Origin of the sequence: Streptomyces cinerochromogenes (genome assembly GCF_014648635.1) — a bacterium.
In the GTDB taxonomy this organism is placed as follows: domain Bacteria; phylum Actinomycetota; class Actinomycetes; order Streptomycetales; family Streptomycetaceae; genus Streptomyces; species Streptomyces cinerochromogenes.
In genome coordinates, this window is the sequence record NZ_BMRM01000025.1 from 49,794 (window position 1) to 64,216 (window position 14,423).

Genomic DNA, 14,423 nt, shown 5'->3' on the forward strand with positions numbered 1-14,423 from the left:
TGACCGTGGCCGACGACCGTCCCGTACCGCTCGACGAGTACCCGGTGCACCAGGTGCCGCTCTCCATGAGGCACGTGGCCACCGGCGACCGGAACGCCTACGACCGCTGCATCTTCCACGTCTTCGACCACACCGGCCGCGCCCTGCTCATCCTGGGCCTCGGCGTCTACCCCAACCTGGGTGTGATCGACGCCTACGCCACGCTGCGCACCGGGGACACCCTGCACGCCGTACGCGCCTCGGACGCGCTCGGCGAGGACCGGATGCGGCTCGTCGTCGGCCCGCTGCGCATCGAGGTGGTACGGCCGCTCCAGCGACTGCGCCTGGTCTGCACCGACGCACGGCTGTCGTACGACCTCACCTGGACCGCCGCCTTCCCGGCCCTGTGGGAGCCGCACCACCTCCAGCGCCGGGGTGACCGGCTCACCCTGGAGGGCCGCCGCTTCGTCCAGGCCGGGCGGGTGACGGGCGTGATCCGGGCGGCCGGCACGGAGTTCGCGGTCTCGGCGGAGGGCTGGACCGGTACCCGGGACCGCAGCTGGGGCGTGCGCCCGGTCCCCGGCGAGGACGGCGGCCGGCTCGCCGCCGACCACCCCACCGAGGGCTTCCACTGGATCTGGTGCCCGGTGGCCTTCGAGGACCGCTTCCTGATGGTCATCACCCAGGAGGACGGCGACGGCTACCGCACCCTGAACGACGCCACCCTCGTCCGCCCCGGCCACCGCGACCGCCAACTCGGCTGGCCGCGGGCCGACATCGGCTACCGCTCCGGCACCAGGCACCCCGAACGCGCCGTCATCCACCTCGGTGACCCGCGCGAGCCGGAGGAACTGGAGGTGGAGATCCTCGCCTCCTCCCCGCTCGCGATCGGCGCGGGCTACCCGCCGGCCGACGACTGGCAGCACGGGACCTGGCAGGGCAGGGGCTGGGTGGACCGCCGTACCTACGACCTGTCCGCGCCGCACCCCCTCGCCGCCTACGGCGTCACCGACCACTCCGCACGCTTCCGCATGGACGGGCGGACCGGGTACGGCGTCTTCGAGCACGGCTGCTTCGGCCGGCACGACCCGAGCGGCTTCACCGGCTTCGACTCCACGGCGCCGTAAGGAGGATCTCCGTCGTCATGGCCACGGCACCGCGTCCGCGCACCACCACCCGGGACCCCGGGGAACTGACCCGCCGCCTCACCGCCTGGCTGGGCGCCCGCCTGCCCGGCGCCCGGGCGGCCGGCGTGACCGTCCCGGCTTCCAACGGCATGTCCAGCGAGACCCTGCTGTTCGACATCGACCATCCGCGGCCACCGGTCCGCTCCTGCGTGCTGCGGCTGGCGGCGGACCCGTCGGCGTACACCGTCTTCCCGGAGTACGACATGGCCCGCCAGTACCGCACCCTGAAGCTCGTCGCCGAGCGGACGGACGTGCCGGTGCCCCGGGTGCTGTGGCTGGAGGAGGACCCCGGCCCGCTCGGGGCGCCGTTCCTCGTCATGGCACGGGTGGCCGGGCGCGTCCCGCCGGACGTCATGCCGTACACCTACGAGGGCAACTGGCTGCACGCGGCGAGCGACGCCGAGCGCGAGCAGCTGGAAGCGGCCATGGTGGGGCTGCTGGCCCGGCTGCACGACCAAGTGCCCGCGGCGGAAGCCGAGTTCCTCGCCCTGCCGGGCCCGGGGGGCGCGCTGCGCCGGCATGTGACGGCCCAACGCGCCTACTACGCCTGGGTGATCGACGGGCTCGCCCGCTCGCCGCTCATCGAGGCCGCGTTCGACCGGCTGGAGCAGCTGTGGCCGCGCGAACCCGGCGAACCCGTCCTGACCTGGGGAGACGCGCGCATCGGGAACGTCGTCCACGACGGCTTCGAGCCCGTCGCCGTACTGGACTGGGAGATGGCGGCGCCCGCCCCGCGCGAGGTGGACCTCGGCTGGACGATCTACCTGCACCGGTTCTTCCAGGACCTCGCCACCGGCTCCGGGCAGCGGGGCCTGCCGGACTTCCTGCGCCGCGACCGCGTCGAGGCCCGGTACGCGCGCCTGACCGGTCACACCCCGCGGGACATGGACTTCTACACCCTCTACGCCGCCCTGCGGCACGCGATCGTCATGCTGCGCATCGCCTACCGGCAGGTGCACTTCGGGGAGGCCGCCGTCCCGGCGGACCCGGACACGCTGATCCTGCACCACGGCAGCCTGCGCGCCATGGTGCAGGGCACGTACTGGGCGGGGTGAGCCGGCTCAGGCGGCCTGGCGGCGCATCACCGGCACGCGCATCGGGCGCGAGCCCGGGCCGCCGACGTGCGAGAAGGGCTGCGTCCGCCAGTCCAGACCCTGGGGGAGCGTCAGCAGCAGGGCGGTGTCCTGCTCCTGCGGCTCGACGGACTCGTCCGCGGGGCGGGCGTCGGCCGCCGCACGGCCCGTACCCGCGCACACCGTGAGCCCGAACGGGTTCCACGGCGAGGCGCACAGCGCGTGCTCCGGCAGGAACTCCTCGTCCGCCAGCAGCGCGATGGGCTGCGCGCAGTCCGGGCAGATCACCCGGTACATCTCGAAGGTGTCGTAGGCGTCCAGTTCGTCGTCGAAGGCGTCGGGTTCGACGCCCTCCGGTTCGGGCTCGGCGACCGGCTGCCGGTGCGCGGACGCGGAACGACCAGGGCGATGGGTACTCTGCATGGGATTCTCCCCCTAAGGCTGGGCCGTGAAGGCGCTGCGGCCTCGACCACAGCAAGCACTTCCCGTCCCGTCTCGGCGGTAATCACGAGAACATCACGGAGCCCGTTCGAGGCGTGTGGTGTTCGTCACATGACGCGCGCGGGTGCCCTTCCCGGTGCTTTTTCCGCGGAACAGGGGATGACCTGCGTCTCTCGGGTATCCGTGGAGATCAAGCGCCCTGTAGGTTGTGGCGGCATGGAGGAGCTGGACCGTCAGATCGTGCAGCTGCTCGTCACGGACGGGCGGATGAGCTACACAGACCTGGGCAAGGCCACGGGCCTGTCCACGTCGGCCGTGCACCAGCGGGTGCGCCGGCTCGAACAGCGTGGCGTCATCCGCGGCTACGCCGCGGTGGTCGACCCGGAGGCCGTCGGGCTGCCGCTGACCGCGTTCATCTCGGTGAAACCGTTCGATCCCAGCGCCCCCGACGACATCGCGGACCGCCTCGCCGGCGTCCCCGAGATCGAGGCCTGCCACAGCGTGGCCGGCGACGAGAACTACATCCTCAAGGTGCGCGTCTCCACCCCGCACGAACTGGAGGAACTCCTGGCCCGGCTGCGCTCGTTGGCCGGGGTGTCGACGCGGACCACGGTGGTCCTCTCGACACCGTACGAGGCCCGGCCGCCGAAGATCTGACGGCCGCCGCACGCCCGCCGCCCGCCGCCGGGGCCGTTTGAGGCGCCCCAGGTGCACCTGCCGCCCGGCGCCGGGAGAAACTGTCGGCCATGAGCAACCGCACCGCCGAGCCTCCCAAGACCGTCCTGCTCCGCCGCGGCGAGGTGCACAGCCCCGCGGACCCCTTCGCCACCGCGATGGTGGTGGAGCGCGGCCACGTCGCGTGGGTCGGCTCCGAGGGGGCCGCCGATGCCTTCGCCGACGGCGTGGACGAGGTGGTCGACCTCGACGGCGCCCTGGTCACCCCGGCCTTCACCGACGCCCATGTGCACACCACCGCCACCGGTCTCGCCCTGACCGGCCTCGACCTGTCCGGCGCCCCCTCCCTGGAGGCGGCCCTCGCCCGGATCCGCGAGTTCGCCGCCGCCCGCCCCGACGACCGGGTGCTGCTGGGCCACGGCTGGGACGCCGCCCGCTGGCCCGGCGGCCGGCCGCCGACCCGCGCGGAACTGGACGAGGCCACCGGCGGACGCCCCCTGTACCTGTCCCGGATCGACGTGCACTCGGCGGTCGTCAGCACCGCCCTGCTGGACCTGGTCGGCGGCGACGTGTCCCGCGAGGACGCCCCGCTGACCAAGGACGCCCACCACGCCGTCCGTGCGGCCGCCCTCGCCGCCGTCACCCCTGTCCAGCGCGAGGAGGCCCAGCGCGCGGCGCTGGCGCACGCCGCCTCCCTCGGCATCGGCACCGTGCACGAGTGCGGCGGCCCGCAGATCTCCTCCGAGGACGACTTCACCGGCCTGCTGCGGCTCGCCGCCGAACAGCCGGGTCCCCGCGTGGTCGGCTACTGGGCCGAGCGGGGCGGGGAAGGGGTCGCCAGGGCCCGCGAGCTGGGTGCGGCCGGTGCCGCGGGCGACCTGTTCGCCGACGGCGCCCTGGGCTCGCACACCGCCTGCCTGCACGAGCCGTACGCCGACGCCGGGCACACCGGCACCGCCTACCTGGACGCCGACACCGTCGCCGACCACGTCGTGGCCTGCACCGAGGCGGGCCTGCAGGCCGGCTTCCACGCCATCGGCGACGCCGCCGTGGCCACCGTGGTCGAGGGCGTGCGCGCCGCCGCCGAGAAGGTGGGCCTCACCCGGATCCGCGCCGCCCGGCACCGCGTCGAGCACGCCGAGATGCTCACCCCCGAGACCGTCGCCGGCTTCGCCGAGCTGGGCCTGATCGCCTCCGTCCAGCCCGCCTTCGACGCGCTGTGGGGCGGCGAGGACGGCATGTACGCCCGGCGCCTGGGTGCCGGGCGGGCCCGCACCCTCAACCCCTTCGCCGCGCTGCTCCGCGCCGGCGTCCCGCTCGCGTTCGGTTCCGACAGCCCGGTCACCCCGTTCGACCCGTGGGGCACGGTCCGCGCCGCCGCGTTCCACCGGACGCCCGAGCACCGGGTCTCCGTCCGTGCCGCGTTCACCGCGCACACCCGCGGCGGCTGGCGGGCCGTCGGCCGCGACGACGCGGGCGTCCTGGTCCCGGGCGCACCCGCCGACTACGCCGTCTGGCGGACCGACGAGCTGGTCGTGCAGGCCCCCGACGACCGGGTCGCCCGCTGGTCCACCGACCCGCGCTCCGGCACGCCCGGCCTGCCGGACCTCACCCCCGGCCGCGATCTGCCGGTCTGCCTGCGCACCGTGGTGGGCGGACGGACGGTGTTCGTACGGCCGGGCGAGTGATCTCCCGGGGTGGCGCACCGGCCGCCGGCCGCCGGGGCCACGCCGCCCGACCTGCGCATCCTCCGCACCAGCCGGGACGTCGGTGCCGTCTGCCCTGGTCGGAGGGGGGTTTGACACTCTCCGGCCAGGGGCCGGTAGGTTCGTCCGAGTCCACCACCGGACGTCCGACCGGGGGACGTTCAGCCGACTCGTCGCGGCGCCGCTGGGTCAGGGACGGTGTGCCGCACCGGGACACCGCCACTGGGAGCCAGGCTCAGCGCCCGCGCCGACGAGGGGACGTCCAGGCTGGTCGGCCAGGTGTGACCCGGGTGGGGCCCGGGCGCTCAGTAGACAACGGCTTTCGGTCGACCCGCAGCCAGCGGGTCCCAGGTCGGCCCGAAGGGCGCCGGGCCCCCATCCGCCGCGGTACGAACGTGCCCGCGGGCGGCCGAAACGTGCCCACCGGCGGCCGGAAGGTGCCGGAAAGCACGACTCTTACCCCGCTCTTGGGGAATCGACACCACGATACGCACGCGCTGTCACGTCTTCCCAGGAGACGGCCACTATGGTGGACCCTGCGTACGACATGAAGGGGCAGCAGTGAACGACGGCGACGGGACCCTCGCGGCCAAGGCCCAGGGGAGGCAGTTCGGTCCGCTCGGCACGGCCTTGGTGATCATCCCGACCTACAACGAGGCGGAGAACATCAAGACCATCGTCGGCCGGGTACGCAAGGCCGTCCCCGAGGCGCACGTACTGATCGCGGACGACAACAGTCCCGACGGCACCGGCAAGCTCGCCGACGAGCTGGCCGCCGAGGACGACCACGTCAAGGTGCTGCACCGCAAGGGCAAGGAGGGCCTCGGCGCCGCCTACCTCGCGGGCTTCCGATGGGGCATCGAGCGGGACTACGGCGTGCTGATCGAGATGGACGCCGACGGCTCCCACCAGCCGGAGGAACTGCCCCGGCTGCTCACCGCCCTCAAGAGCGCCGACCTGGTCCTCGGCTCCCGCTGGGTGCCCGGCGGCCGGGTCGTGAACTGGCCCAAGTCCCGTGAGTTCCTCTCGCGCGGCGGCTCCACCTACTCGCGGCTCATGCTCGACGTACCGATCCGGGACGTCACCGGCGGCTTCCGGGCCTTCCGCCGGGAGACCCTGGAGGGACTCGGCCTCGGCGAGGTCGCCTCGCAGGGCTACTGCTTCCAGGTCGACCTGGCCCGCCGCGCGGTGAAGGCCGGCTACCACGTGGTCGAGGTGCCCATCACCTTCGTGGAGCGCGAACTGGGCGACTCCAAGATGAGCCGGGACATCGTGGTCGAGGCGCTGTGGCGGGTCACCGCCTGGGGCGTCGGGGACCGCCTGGGCAAGCTCACCGGCAAGGACAAGCACCCCTAGCCACGCCTTGCGGAGCGAGGGCCGGCCGCTTGGCGAGCCGGGCGCGGTCCGGCGTCGGCTGATCGCACCCCTTATCCCGTGCTGAGCCGCGCCCAGGCACACTGGGAGCATGACGACTGGCGCTCCGACCTCCCCGTACACCGCCCGCCGCCGGCCCTCCCGGCTGCGCAGGTATCTGCCGCTGGGCCTCGCCGCGTGGCTGGTGCTGGAGATCTGGCTGCTGACCGTGGTCGCGGGCGCGGCGGGTGGGCCGACGGTGTTCCTGCTGCTCGTCGCGGGAGTCGTGGCCGGCTCCGTGGTCATCAAGCGGGCGGGCCGCCGCGCCTTCCGGAGCCTGAACGAGGCACTGCAGCAGGGCGGCTCGCCGGCGCGCGGCGGCGGCAACGGCCTGATGATGCTCGGCGGCCTGCTGCTGATGATCCCCGGCCTCGTCTCGGACGCGGCCGGCCTGCTCCTGCTGCTCCCGCCGGTCCAGAAGGCGGTCGGCCGCTTCGCCGAGAACGCCCTGAAGCGCAGCCTGCGCAAGGCCGCCCCCGGCAGCCTGGGCGACGCCTTCCAGCAGGCCCGCATGCACCGGCCCGACGGCAGGGTGGTGCAGGGCGAGGTGATCCGGGACGACCAGCCGCACGGCGCCCCGCAGGACCCCCGCCCGCCGCTGACGCGCTGACCCCGCGAAAAGGACGCCGGCCCGCGAACGAGACGCCGGCCTGCGAACGAGACGCCGGCCTGCGGGAAACACGCCGGCCGGCGAGGAAAAAGAGACTGCGGGCGCCGTACGTGGAATCCACGTACGGCGCCCGCAGTCGGATGCGTTGCGCTGTAGACCGGCCGAAGCCCCGCTTCCGGGACTAGGCGCTCTTGCGGCTGTCCCGGGGATGGACCGCGATGTTCATCGCCCCCGAACGCAGAACCGCGAGACGCTCCTCAAGGACCTCTTCGAGTTCCTCACGGGTACGCCGCTCCATCAGCATGTCCCAATGGGTACGCGCGGGCTTGGCCTTCTTCTCCTCAGGGCCGTCGCCGTCCACCAGGAGTGCCTGGGCGCCGCAGACCTTGCACTCCCACTCCGGCGGGATCTCCGCCTCGACAGAGAAGGGCATCTCAAAACGGTGCCCCTTCTCACATGCGTACTCCACGGCCTGGCGCGGGGCCAGGTCGATGCCGCGGTCCGTCTCGTAGCTGGTCACCACGAGGCGCGTACCGCGAAGAGCTCGCTCACTCATGAATCGTGCCTCCCGGGCTTGTCGCCCACAGGACAGGTGTCGCTGTCGTCGTCATCCGGTCAACGTCCGGTCGGCGGTAAAGATTCCCGTTCCGAGTCCCGTTCCGGGTCATGCGTCGCCGTCGTAGCCGCCCCTTGTTCTACCCACAGGCGCCCGGTTTGTCACATCTGCTAGCAGATGTCACCCAGCGTTTCGGCATCTTTGACGCGCAGTAACGGTACGCCTGGCAGGCCAAACGCGTACACTACCGCCCTTTCACGCCGAGTGCTAAATCAACGCTAGATCCTTTCCGGAACCGGGTTGCCCGCCTCGGCGATCGCCCGCCGTACCGGTACCCGCGCGAGCAGGACGAAACCCAGGACGAAGAAGGCCACCAGGGAGAAGATCGCCGACCGGTAGCTCCCGGTCAGCTGGTAGGTGACCCCGAACAGCAGCGGGCCGAGCCAGCTCATCCCGCGGTCGCTCATCTCGTACGCGGAGAAGTACTCGGCCTCCTTGCCCGGCGGCACGAGGTGCGAGAACAGCGACCTCGACAGCGCCTGGCTGCCGCCGAGGACCAGGCCGATGCCGGCGGCCAGCGCGAAGAACCACACCGGCGCCCGTGCCGGCAGGAACCAGCCCGCCGCCAGCGTGAGCGTCCAGGCCACCAGCGAGCCGAGGATCGTGCGCCGGGCGCCGTACGTCCGCGCCAGCCGGCCCATCGCCAGCGCACCGGCCACGGCCAGCACCTGCACCAGCAGCACGGCCCCGATGAGCGTCGACTGCCCGAGTCCCAGCTCCTCGGAGCCGTAGACCGAGGCCTGGGTGATCACCGTCTGGATGCCGTCGTTGTAGACGAGGTACGCCAGCAGGAACGCCAGGGTCAGCGGGTGCCGGCGCATGTCCCGGACCGTCGCCGCGAGCTGCCGCAGCCCCGGCGCCGTCGCCGTCGCGTGCGCGACGCGCGTGCGGCGGTCGCGCAGCCTGCGCAGCGGTACGAGGGTGAAGGCGCCCCACCACAGCCCGGCCGAGGCCAGGCAGACGCGGACCGCCGCCGTCTCGGAGAGGCCGAAGGAGTCGTGCGCCGAGTAGAGCACCAGGTCGGCGACGAGCACCAGGGAGCCCGCCGCGTAGCCGAACGCCCAGCCCCGGGAGGAGACGGCGTCGCGCTGCTCGGGCGGGGCGATCTGCGGCAGGTAGGAGTTGTAGAGCATCATCCCGACCGACTGCGCCGCGTTGGCCACGACGAGCAGCACCCCGCCGAGCAGATACCGGTCGCCGTCCAGGAAGAACATCGCGGTGGTGGCCGCCGCGCCGGTGTACGCCGCCGCGGCGAGCAGCGGTTTCTTACGGCCCGTGCGGTCGGCCGCGCTGCCCGCCAGCGGCATCAGGACGACCGCCACGATCACCGACAGGGACACCGAGTAGGCGAAGAAGGAGCCCGCGCGGACCGGGATCCCCAGCGGGTGCACATAGCCGTCGCCGTCCGCGGCGTGCTCGGCGACCGAGGTGAGGTACGGGCCGAGGAACACCGTGAGGACACTCGTCGAGTAGACCGAGCAGGCCCAGTCGTAGACGTACCAGCCGCGCTGCTCGCGCAGGAGGCCGGCGGCCTCGTCCGCCGCCCCGGTCCGCACGGTGTCGGTGCTCACCCGTGCCCTCGCTTCCCCGTGCTCCTGCGAAGGCTCGGGCCGGGCGGCCGGGCGGTCAGACCCAGTTGCCGCGCTCCTCCATGACCTTGCGCAACGTGTCGATGTGATCGGTCATGATGCCATCAACCCCGAGGTCGAGGAGCCGGTGCATGCGTTCCGCTTCGTTGATCGTCCACACGTGCACCTGCAGCCCGCGCGCGTGGGCGGCGCGGACGAAGCGGTGGTCGACCACGGGTACGCCCGACTGGGCCTCGGGTACCTGCGCGGCCACCGCCGAGCGGCGCACCGCGGCCGGCAGCCCCCAGGAGCGCAGCCGCAGGTTCAGCACCCCGCGCGTGCCGAACGAGGTGGCCAGCCGTGGTCCGGCCAGCCGCTGCGCCCGCAGCACCCGTGCCTCGGAGAAGGAGCCCACGCAGACCCGGTCCCAGGCGTTCGTGCGCTCGATCAGCTCCAGCAGCGGCCGCAGCGCGGACTCCGCCTTGATGTCGACGTTCCAGCGCGTTTCCGGGAACGTCTCCAGCAGCTCCTCGAACAGCGGTACCGGTTCCCGGCCGCCCACGCGCGCGTGCTGAATCTCCGTCCAGGGCAGGTCGGCGATCCGGCCCGCGCCGTCGGTGACCCGGTCCAGGGTCTCGTCGTGGAAGGCGACCAGCCGGCCGTCCGCCGAGGCGTGCACATCGGTCTCGATGTACCGGTAGCCCAGCTCCACCGCGCGCCGGAACTGCGCCACGGTGTTCTCCAGGCCGTCGGCCGCCCCGCCCCGGTGGGCGAAGGCGATCGGCCCCGGGTGCTCCAGGTAGGGGTGGCGCGGGCGCGGTGTCGTGAGGGTCACGGACGCAGTATGGCTCGTTCGGGTGTCGCTCCGGCAACGACCGTGCTGCCCGTCGATGCCGACGGGAGGGCGAACACCCGCAGGAAGGCCTGCGCGAGCGGGCCGATGGACACCGCGTACAGCACGGTGCCCACCCCGATGGTGCCGCCCAGGAGGAACCCGGTGACCACCACCGCCACCTCGACCGCCGTCCGCATCAGCCGGATCGACCGGCCGGTGCGCCGGTGCAGCCCCGTCATCAGCCCGTCGCGCGGACCCGGCCCGAACCGCGCCGCGATGTACAGGCCCGTCGCCGCTCCGTTCAGCACGATGCCCGCCACCAGCAGCGGGACCCGCACGGCGAGGGAACGGGCGTCCGGGAGCAGCGCGAGCGTGCCGTCCATGGCGAGGCCGACCACGAAGACGTTGGAGACCGTGCCGAGCCCGGGTCGCTGGCGCAGCGGGACCCACAGCAGCAGCACCGCCGCGCCCACGACGATCGACACCACCCCGATGCTCAGCCCGGTCAGCTCCGCGAGCCCCTGGTGCAGCACGTTCCACGGCTCCAGCCCGAGCCCCGCCGCCACGAGCAGCGCGGAACTCGCGCCGTAGAGGGTGAGCCCGGCGTACAGCTGGACCAGCCGGCGGGGGAGATGGCGGCCGGGAGGGGAGGCGCTGGGCGTGGCGGGGTCGGGAGCGGACACGGGAATTCCCCCCTGGGTGGTGACGGTGGCCTGACGCATGACACTCTGTGGCTTGGGACGAATCGCCATCCATGGCCAATTCGGGGAAGGTGGACTGATCTTCATGGCGCAGTGGACCTCGGCCGTGGGAGCCGCGCAGCTCGCCCGGCTCCTCAACTCACAGCAGGACCGTCCGGCCGGCCCCGGCACCCGCCGTCCCCCCGCCTACCGAGCCCTCGCCGACGGCATCCGCCTGCTGGTGCTGGAGGGCCGCGTCCCGGTGGCCGCGCGGCTGCCCGCGGAACGCGAACTGGCCCTGGCCCTGTCCGTCAGCCGCACCACCGTCGCGGCGGCCTACGAGGCGCTGCGCGGCGAGGGCTTCCTGGAGTCCCGGCGCGGAGCCGGCAGCTGGACCGCCGTACCGGCCGGCAACCCGATCCCGGCACGCGGCCTGGAACCCCTGCCCCCCGAGGCCCTCGGTTCGGTGATCGACCTGGGCTGCGCCTCGCTCCCGGCGCCCGAGCCGTGGCTGACCCGTGCCGTGCAGGGCGCGCTGGAGGAACTGCCGCCGTACGCCCACACCCACGGGGACTACCCGGCCGGACTGCCCGCCCTGCGCTCGATGATCGCCGAGCGCTACACCGCGCGCGGGATCCCCACCATGCCGGAGCAGATCATGGTGACGACCGGGGCGATGGGCGCCATCGACGCCATCTGCCACCTCTTCGCGGGCCGCGGCGAGCGGATCGCCGTGGAGTCACCGTCCTACGCCAACATCCTCCAGCTGATGCGCGAGGCGGGCGCCCGCCTGATCCCCGTCGCGATGGCCGAGGGCCTGTCCGGCTGGGACATGGACCGCTGGCGCCAGGTGCTGCGCGAGGCCGCGCCGCGGATCGCCTACGTGGTCGCCGACTTCCACAACCCCACCGGGGCGCTCGCCGGCGAGGACCAGCGGCGCCGGCTGGTGGACGCCGCCCGCTCGGCCGGGACGGTGCTCGTCGCCGACGAGACGATGACCGAGCTGTGGCTGGAGGAGGAGTTCCGGGACGGTGGCATGCCCCGGCCGGTGTGCGCCTTCGACCCGGCGGGCTCCACGGTGATCACCGTCGGCTCGGCCAGCAAGGCGTTCTGGGCGGGGATGCGGATCGGCTGGGTGCGGGCGGCGCCGGACGTCATCCGCAGCCTGGTCGCCGCGCGGGCCTACGCCGACCTGGGCACGCCGGTGCTGGAGCAGCTGGCCGTGAACTGGCTCTTCAGCACCGGGGGCTGGGAGCAGGCGGTCGAGCTGCGCCGGGCGCAGGCGCTGGAGAACCGGGACGCGCTGGTGACCGCGATCCGGCGGGAGCTGCCGGACTGGGAGTTCGAGGTGCCGCAGGGGGGTCTGACCCTGTGGGTCCGCGCCGGCGGCCTCTCCGGCTCCCGCCTCGCGGAGGCGGGCGAGCGGACCGGCGTCCGCGTCCCGTCCGGCCCCCGCTTCGGCGTCGACGGCGCCTTCGAGGGCTACGTCCGTCTTCCGTTCACCGTCGGGGGAGCGGTGGCGGAGGAAGCCGCGGTACGACTCGCCGCCGCGGCCCGACTGGTGGAGTCGGGCGCGACGGGCGGGACGGAGGCACCGCGGACGTTTGTGGCGTAGGCGGGGTGGGGCGGGGCCTGCGGCGTTTGTGGCGTGGGCCGGGTGGGGCCTGGCGTGCTTGTGGCGTGGGCCGGGTGGAGCTTGGCGTGCTTGTGGCGTGGGGTCGGGGTGCGTTCCTGGCCTCGGGTCCTTCGTGGCTGCTCGCGCAGTTCCCCGCGCCCCTCCGGGGCGCCCGTGGCTGCGGGCGGTCGTGCCGCCGGGGGCGGCACGGGCGGGTGCCGGGGGCGCCCCCTGCCCGAAGCGCTTGAGGGAGGCATCCCTTCGGGGCGCTGGTGAGCTTCGGGGCGCTGGTGAGCTTCGGGGCGCTGGTGAGCGACCCGGCCGCTGCCCCTGCCCCGGCAGCGGCACGCGGCGCCCTGGCGGTGCCGCCAGGCGATGCGAACCCCCGCCCAGCCGCGGCGCGGGGTGCGCGGTCAGCTCTCGGCCGCCATGGCCTCCGCGGCCACCGGGGTCTTCTCCTCCGACGGCTTCGTCAGGTCCGTCGGCTCCCCGGCCCCGGCCCCCGCGCGGGCCGGCAGCAGCCCCAGTACCGCCTGCCGGTCGGCGTCGCTCGTGGCGTCGTCGTAGGGGTCGGGTGTCCGCGGTACCTGCAGGCGGTGCACCGGACCGGACCCCAGCCGCGCGTATCCCCGCCCGGGCGGCACATGGGACATCGGCGTCGTGTGCGGCGGCACGCCCAGCACCGCCTCCACCTGCTGCGGCGCCGCCGTCCCGAGCACGACACGCGCGCGCGTGTGCTGCCGTACCGCGTCGCTCAACGCCTCCGCGCTGTCGAACTGCTCGGCCACGACCACGGTCACGTTCGCCGCGCGGCCGTGCCGCAGCGGCACCTGGAGCAGCGCCTGCGGGTCCTTGCGGCCGTCCGCCGCGGCGAGGTGCGCGAAGACGCCGGGGCGGTCCACCAGGATCCACAGCGGGCGCCGGGTGTCCTCCGGCGGCGGGTCGCCCGCCTGCCGCGCCAGGTTGACCGCGATGAGCCGCCGCTCGGTCTCCTGCGCGGCCCACTCCAGGCTGGCCAGCGCCCCGGCCAGCGCGCACTCCACGCCCAGGACACCGTCCCGGCCGGTCAGACAGGCGTACTCGCCGGTGCCGCCGCCGTCGACGATCAGCACGTCGCCGTACTGGAGGGTCTGCAGGGCGATGGACCGCAGCAGGGTGGACGTGCCGCTGCCGGGGTGGCCCATGGCCAGCAGGTGCGGCTCGGTGGAGCGGATGCCGGTGCGCCAGACGACCGGCGGGACGTCGATCCGTTCCTCGCCGTAGGAGAGGGGGAGCGTGCGCTGGACCTCGCTGGGGTCGGTGAAGCCCAGCACGGTCTCGCCGGGCGCGGTGACGAAGCGCTGGGCGGGGATGTCGGCGGGCAGCGGGGGGAGGGCGGTGACGGTGAGCTGGTTGCCCGCCTCGTCCCACGCGAAGTGGTACTCCCGGGTGCGTCCGGCCTTCGCGGTGAGCAACTGCTCGATCCGCGCGCGGGCCTCGGCCTCGCCGTCCGGGAAGTACGCGGGGTAGCGGATCACGAGGTGCCCGATGCGTCCGGCGTCGTCGAACTCGTGGGTGGTGAACGCCTTGTCCCAGGCGCCGCCGTGCGCGTACAGCGGCGCCGGGTCGTCGGCGCCGGAGAAGTACGGCACCAGCGCCTCGTACAGGGCCTGGAGCCGTTCGGTCTGGGACTCGTCGGGCCCTTCGGGCGCCGACGGGGTGCGGTCGCGGCCCTGCCAGGCCGCTGCCGCCATCACGGTGACGACGGCGAACAGCGGTCCGTACGGCATCAGGGCCACGAGCAGGAACAGGGCGGCCACGAAGAACAGCAGTGGCCCGCGCCTGTCCTTGGGGGTGTCCGCCCACCTGCGCCGGCCGGCCGAGGCCAGCAGGCGCAGCCCGCGCGTGACGGTGATCAGCGGGTGGAGGACGTCGGTGGCGCTGTCGGCCGCCGTCCGGGCCAGCTCCCTGCTCCGGGCGATCTGCGTCCGGGCGATCTGGGCGCTGTCCTTGCTCAGGATGCGGGGGAGAGGGCGCCGGGCCACT

13 protein-coding genes are annotated in these 14,423 nt (G+C 73.8%); 7 read left to right on the forward strand and 6 right to left on the reverse strand.

The features are described 5' to 3' along the window. Positions 1 to 5: 5 nt before the first annotated feature. Both IEZ20_RS35160 and IEZ20_RS35165 read left to right on the forward strand, forming a co-directional pair. Positions 6 to 1,106 carry an Rv3169 family protein gene (locus IEZ20_RS35160; protein WP_189306346.1) on the forward strand — a complete coding sequence of 367 codons (1,101 nt, stop codon included), beginning with the start codon at positions 6 to 8 and terminating at the stop codon, positions 1,104 to 1,106. Positions 1,107 to 1,123: 17 nt separating this feature from the next. Continuing rightward, entirely contained in the window at positions 1,124 to 2,221 is a 1,098-nt protein-coding gene (locus tag IEZ20_RS35165) for a phosphotransferase family protein (RefSeq protein WP_189306348.1), read from the forward strand. Between the two features lie 6 nt (positions 2,222 to 2,227). Here IEZ20_RS35165 and IEZ20_RS35170 read toward each other — a convergent pair whose 3' ends face one another. Beyond that, complete coding sequence (locus IEZ20_RS35170; RefSeq protein WP_189306350.1) at positions 2,228 to 2,662, reverse strand: hypothetical protein; 435 nt, start codon at positions 2,660 to 2,662, stop codon at positions 2,228 to 2,230. Between the two features lie 234 nt (positions 2,663 to 2,896). On the opposite strand from IEZ20_RS35170, the gene IEZ20_RS35175 reads away from it, so the two are divergent. The 4 genes from IEZ20_RS35175 to fxsA all read left to right on the forward strand — a co-directional run bounded on the left by IEZ20_RS35175 (position 2,897) and on the right by fxsA (position 7,084). Next, entirely contained in the window at positions 2,897 to 3,337 is a 441-nt protein-coding gene (locus IEZ20_RS35175) for an Lrp/AsnC family transcriptional regulator (RefSeq protein WP_189306352.1), read from the forward strand. 89 nt (positions 3,338 to 3,426) lie between these two features. Next, positions 3,427 to 5,043, forward strand: coding sequence for an amidohydrolase (locus IEZ20_RS35180; RefSeq protein ID WP_189306354.1), 1,617 nt, complete (start codon positions 3,427 to 3,429; stop codon positions 5,041 to 5,043). Between the two features lie 579 nt (positions 5,044 to 5,622). After that, the gene (locus IEZ20_RS35185; RefSeq protein WP_189306356.1) at positions 5,623 to 6,417 is read left to right on the forward strand and encodes a polyprenol monophosphomannose synthase; all 795 of its coding nucleotides are present in this window, start codon (positions 5,623 to 5,625) and stop codon (positions 6,415 to 6,417) included. 109 nt (positions 6,418 to 6,526) lie between these two features. After that, positions 6,527 to 7,084 (forward strand): FxsA family membrane protein, encoded by a 558-nt coding sequence (gene fxsA, locus IEZ20_RS35190; protein WP_189306358.1) that lies wholly within the window; start codon positions 6,527 to 6,529, stop codon positions 7,082 to 7,084. Positions 7,085 to 7,265: 181 nt separating this feature from the next. Here fxsA and IEZ20_RS35195 read toward each other — a convergent pair whose 3' ends face one another. The 4 genes from IEZ20_RS35195 to yczE all read right to left on the reverse strand — a co-directional run bounded on the left by IEZ20_RS35195 (position 7,266) and on the right by yczE (position 10,825). Continuing rightward, entirely contained in the window at positions 7,266 to 7,640 is a 375-nt protein-coding gene (locus IEZ20_RS35195; RefSeq protein ID WP_003977404.1) for an RNA polymerase-binding protein RbpA, read from the reverse strand. A gap of 278 nt (positions 7,641 to 7,918) precedes the next feature. Beyond that, positions 7,919 to 9,271 (reverse strand): MFS transporter, encoded by a 1,353-nt coding sequence (locus IEZ20_RS35200; protein WP_189306360.1) that lies wholly within the window; start codon positions 9,269 to 9,271, stop codon positions 7,919 to 7,921. A 55-nt stretch (positions 9,272 to 9,326) separates the two neighbouring features. Beyond that, positions 9,327 to 10,103, reverse strand: a complete 777-nt coding sequence (locus IEZ20_RS35205) for a glycerophosphodiester phosphodiesterase family protein (RefSeq protein WP_189306363.1) — start codon at positions 10,101 to 10,103, stop codon at positions 9,327 to 9,329. Continuing rightward, entirely contained in the window at positions 10,100 to 10,825 is a 726-nt protein-coding gene (yczE, locus tag IEZ20_RS35210; protein ID WP_229896425.1) for a membrane protein YczE, read from the reverse strand. Before yczE ends, IEZ20_RS35205 begins: the two co-directional genes overlap by 4 nt. A 64-nt stretch (positions 10,826 to 10,889) precedes the next feature. On the opposite strand from yczE, the gene IEZ20_RS35215 reads away from it, so the two are divergent. Next, positions 10,890 to 12,398 (forward strand): SCO1417 family PLP biosynthesis transcription factor, encoded by a 1,509-nt coding sequence (locus IEZ20_RS35215; protein WP_189306366.1) that lies wholly within the window; start codon positions 10,890 to 10,892, stop codon positions 12,396 to 12,398. Positions 12,399 to 12,811: 413 nt separating this feature from the next. Here the strand turns inward: IEZ20_RS35215 and IEZ20_RS35220 are convergent, their stop codons facing one another. Beyond that, entirely contained in the window at positions 12,812 to 14,422 is a 1,611-nt protein-coding gene (locus IEZ20_RS35220; protein ID WP_189306368.1) for an ATP-binding cassette domain-containing protein, read from the reverse strand. Position 14,423 lies beyond the last annotated feature (1 nt).